Annotated in this window: 4 protein-coding genes; 2 read left to right on the forward strand and 2 right to left on the reverse strand. The window is 47.1% G+C overall.

All coding sequences use genetic code 11. The annotated features are described in order from the left end of the window. Positions 1-476 precede the first annotated feature (476 nt). Both ABLT31_RS38105 and ABLT31_RS38110 read left to right on the forward strand, forming a co-directional pair. A complete protein-coding gene (locus ABLT31_RS38105; protein WP_367760927.1) occupies positions 477-1,331 on the forward strand; it encodes a MurR/RpiR family transcriptional regulator in 855 nt (284 codons plus the stop codon). Positions 1,332-1,409: 78 nt separating this feature from the next. Beyond that, positions 1,410-1,652: a hypothetical protein gene (locus tag ABLT31_RS38110; protein WP_367760928.1), complete on the forward strand. Its 243-nt coding sequence runs from the start codon at positions 1,410-1,412 to the stop codon at positions 1,650-1,652. An 83-nt stretch (positions 1,653-1,735) separates the two neighbouring features. Here ABLT31_RS38110 and ABLT31_RS38115 read toward each other — a convergent pair whose 3' ends face one another. Together ABLT31_RS38115 and ABLT31_RS38120 are read right to left on the reverse strand one after the other, a co-directional pair. After that, positions 1,736-2,716, reverse strand: coding sequence for a 2-hydroxyacid dehydrogenase (locus ABLT31_RS38115; protein ID WP_367760929.1), 981 nt, complete (start codon positions 2,714-2,716; stop codon positions 1,736-1,738). Beyond that, a complete protein-coding gene (locus ABLT31_RS38120) occupies positions 2,713-4,206 on the reverse strand; it encodes a xylulokinase (protein ID WP_367760930.1) in 1,494 nt (497 codons plus the stop codon). Before ABLT31_RS38120 ends, ABLT31_RS38115 begins: the two co-directional genes overlap by 4 nt. Between the last annotated feature and the right edge of the window lie 101 nt (positions 4,207-4,307).

The raw sequence follows: 4,307 nt of genomic DNA on the forward strand, positions 1-4,307 counted from the left end.
CCGTCCCGCACACGGCGCTGACATAAATCTTCACTAAAACTTCTTCTTCACTAATCTCCGGCGTTTGCACTTCCTCTAATGAAATGTTCTCTGGTCCATGAAAGATTGCCGCTTTCATTGTTGTCCCCCATCTTCCTTAATCAGGTTTAGAATTAGCTGCCTGAAGTTAAATCTGAAAATTTGTTCCTTGGTGAACATTCTAACATGGTTGGTAATTTTCTTCAACTATTTAATTTAACGAAGAATATATTCTTCAGTTTGTTGTTACTAAAACATAAAACAAAGAGAAGCATCTTGTTCTAACGCAACCTGAAGGAATTCATCTTTCTGTATAAAAAATAGAATAAACAAGGAGATAATGCGTTTTTTCCACTTCCGTCCCAACTCTTCGAAGCATAATGAGAGCGATTTTATTATTGAAAATTTTCTTCAAAAAATGTAATATTGACGATATAGAAACTAAAGGAGTGCAAGCCGTGATTACACAAACCCCAGCCTATCTGGCAAGACTGAAAGCCACGGAAGACTCATTTACGGAAACAGAAAAAAAAATCGCAGACTTCCTGCTCAATAGTCCCGATGAAATCATCCATTTATCCATCACGGAGCTTTCGGAAAAAACAAAGACGAGCGATTCTTCGATTATCCGCTTATGCCGAAAGATCGGCTACAAGGGCTATCAGGACATGAAAATTGATATCGCTCAGAGCTTGACCACCCCGACGAAACAACTTCATGAAGATATTAATGAAAATGACTCAATAGCTCAGATAAAGGAAAAGGTTTTTTTAGCCGCTTCCTCTACCATTTTGGATACGCTTCACGTCCTTTATGATTCCGAACTCGAGAAAGCCATCACCACCATTACGAAGGCCAAGCGCATCATGTTTTTGGGAAGCGGAGCGTCAGCCATGGTTGCCTTGGATGCCCAGCATAAATTTTTGAAGATCGGAATCCCGGTTCTCACCTTCTTGGACAATCACATGCAGCTCATGGGCTCCAGCATGCTCACTGAAGACGACGTGGTCATTGCCATCTCCCATTCCGGTTCGAATAAAGATATCCTGGCTCCCATCGCCTTATGCAGGGAAGCGGGGACAACCATTATCGCCATAACGAATTACTCTAAATCTCCACTGACCAAGCAAGCGGACATCAACCTGTTTACTTCATCCAAAGAAACGAAATTCCGTACCGATGCTACAGCTTCTCGCATCGCCCAGTTGACCATCATTGATTTGCTGATTACGGGGATCGTTCTGACGAATCAGAAGGTCTACCTGGATAACTTCAAACGCACAAGAGAAGCAACGAGTAACCGGAGATTTTAATGTTTCGATTAAGGAAAGCAGGCAGATCCTTCGCATATTCCGGGGTTTCCTAGAACGATAAGAGAGAGGATGGTTGTCATGGCGAGTCAAGAAATTACGGGACAGCACACCTGTTTCATTTGCAAAACCCAATTTTCCTGGACCGCTTCCCTTGCAAAAACAAGCCCGTGCGGCGGTCAGGCTGAAGTGGTTGTAGCGAGTACGTTTCACACGGTAGATCAAGGACAAAAAGCCGATTTGGAAATTTACGCGAAGTGCCCATCCTGTCAAACGAAATATAAGTTCGAATCCTCCTGTCCCCTGGAATTGATGGGCTCCTAAAGCGGGCAAAAAGAAAAAAACTCCTGTTATTTCCGTGAAACACACGATAATAACGGGAGTTTTTCCTCTTGATTCCTTTTATATCATCCTATAAATGCTTCCGGATTGACGAGATGTCTTGGACGATCGCCGTTCAGTGCATCAAGAAGGTTTTCTGCTGCCAAAACAGCCATTTTCAAACGCGTTTGAAGGCTCGCACTGCCAATATGGGGCAGCGTCACTACGTCGGGGAGGGCTAAAAGCGGATGATCGACCGGAACCGGCTCTTGTTCGAACACATCCAGACCGGCCGCCCAGATCTTCTTTTCTGCTAAAGCCTCATGCAACGCTGTCTCGTCCACAATCCCACCGCGTGCCGTATTGATCAAAACAGCCGTTTCTTTCATTAAAGAAAGCTCCTTTCTGCCGATGAGATGATGCGTTTCAGGCGTATAAGGAGTCATAATGCAAAGAAAGTCCGATTCCTTCAGGACGGTTTCCATCTCCGCATACTCAATGCCGAGCCTTTCTTCCACTTGCGGCTTGCGGCTGCGGTTGTGGTATAGGATCCGCATATCAAAGCCTTTTCCCCGCTTCGCAAGAGCTTCCCCGATTTGGCCCAAACCGATAATCCCAAGAGTTGAACCATACACATCCTGACCCGTGAGAAGCATCGGAGACCAGGTCTTCCACTCCCCTTTCCGGAGAAAATCGGAGGATTCAACTAAACGGCGCGCCGTGGCCATTAAGAGGGCAAACGTTAAGTCAGCGGTCGTTTCCGTCAGCACCCCCGGCGTATTGGTGACCATGACACCTCGCTCTGTAGCCGCTTCTACATCGATATTGTTATATCCAACCGCCATATTGCTGACGACTCTTAGGCGCGGGGCCCGTTCCAATAATTCACGGTCAATCTTTTCGGTTAACAGACAGTATAGGCCATCTGCCTCTGCCACTTCTTTTTCCAGCACCTCCCGCGGTACGGGAACGTCTTCTTCCTTCCACATCCTTACTTCACATGATAACGAGATTCGCTCAACGACTTCTTGGGGCATTTTTCGCGTGATATAAACTTTCTGTTTCATAGTGTCCTCCTTCTCTTGAAAAAAGGTTTCATAGCCGGATACAAAGCCAAAAAGTCCTGGTACAGGACATCGTAGAGCTGAGTGCGTTCCGGATCCGGTTCAACCGTAAATAGCGTTTCATTCTGGAGTCCCTGGATCCCTTCCTCCAAGGTAGTGAAATATCCCGCTGCTTTTCCTGCCAGAAGGCAGCTTCCAAAGACGGCCGTTTCCCCCACTTCCTTTACCTCAATGGTTTTCCCCAGGACATTGGCCTTGATTTGCGTCCAGTGGCGATTCTTTGCTCCGCCTCCGATCGCAGTGAAACGGGAGAAAGCAAACGGATAGGTTTCTTCGATGATTTCATAGATTTGCCGGAGTCCAAAAGAACACCCTTCAAAGATGGCCTGCAGCATATCCGCCCGGTTGGTGCCGAGATGCAAGCCGGCAAACACCCCTCTTGCCTCATGGTCCCAGATCGGTGCCCTCTCCCCAAGCATATAAGGAAGAAAAAGGACACCATGGGCTCCCGGCTCAGATAAACCCGGCAGTTCTTCCAAAAGCGAATCAACGCTTCCCTGATCCTGCAAAAAGGTTTCATAATACCAGCGAATTGATGCCCCCGCAGTAGACATGGGTCCATGAGACAGCCAGCGATCCTTTAAAATATGACACCGATTCATGAACCGGGGATCGAAGCGATCGGTTTGGTCTGAACATACCGTCAATACGTCCGAGGTGCCTACCGATTCGAACAATTGGTTCGGTCCGATGCCAAGAGCAAGGGTAGAACAAGCCGTATCCGCCCCTCCCGCGGCAACCGGGATATCCGCGAACCCCAATTCGGCAGTAGAACGAACGTAACCGATAGTCTCTACGGGATCTACAACCTCCGGCAAAATGGAAGATTCAATCCCATAGGCCTGCAGGAGCCGTGCCGACCATTCGTAATGAATGATATCATAGAGCCCCGTAAAAGAAGCCTGTGTCCAGTCCATCACGAACTCTCCGGTAAGCTTATAGAGAATATAAGAAGATAAGTGTCCCCATTTATAGGTCTGGGAATATACATCCGGACGCTGATTTTTGACCCACAATAACGTGGAAACGGAATAAACGCCGGGCTCCACCCGATTTTTCGTAATGCGAAAATGTTCATCCGGAGCAACGGCTTCCCTCATAGCCTGAACTTCCTCCACGCTTCGCTGATCCATGTACATGATTCCTGAACCAATCAGGGTGCCGCAGCGATCTATAAAAATGGATGCATTGCAAAAACAGGAAAGGGAGAGACCGTCTACCCTTCCTCCTTGTTCTTGTATTTGCTTGGCAATTCGGCGAATTAACCCAGCAGACTTCTCCCAGATTTCCTCAGGGTCTATCTCTACCCATCCAGACTGCGGAAAAGAAAGCTGATAAGCTTCTCTCTCTATAAAAGAAAGCCGGCCATGGCGATCCATGGCTCCAGCTTTAATTCCGCTCGTTCCTATATCCAACCCTATTACGTGAGACATATAAACAAACCCCTATTTCACTAATGTAGTTTCCCGTGCTAGTTCATTATACAACTCGACCGCTTCCTTTACCGATCCATCCTCGTGGATCACATGAGCCA

The organism is Ammoniphilus soli (assembly GCF_040813775.1).

Coding starts and splice junctions, on each gene's coding strand:
- ABLT31_RS38110 (WP_367760928.1), top strand. CDS start 1,410: ATGGCGAGTCAAGAAATTACGGGACAGCACACCTGTTTCATTTGCAAA.
- ABLT31_RS38115 (WP_367760929.1), bottom strand. CDS start 2,716: ATGAAACAGAAAGTTTATATCACGCGAAAAATGCCCCAAGAAGTCGTT.
- ABLT31_RS38120 (WP_367760930.1), bottom strand. CDS start 4,206: ATGTCTCACGTAATAGGGTTGGATATAGGAACGAGCGGAATTAAAGCT.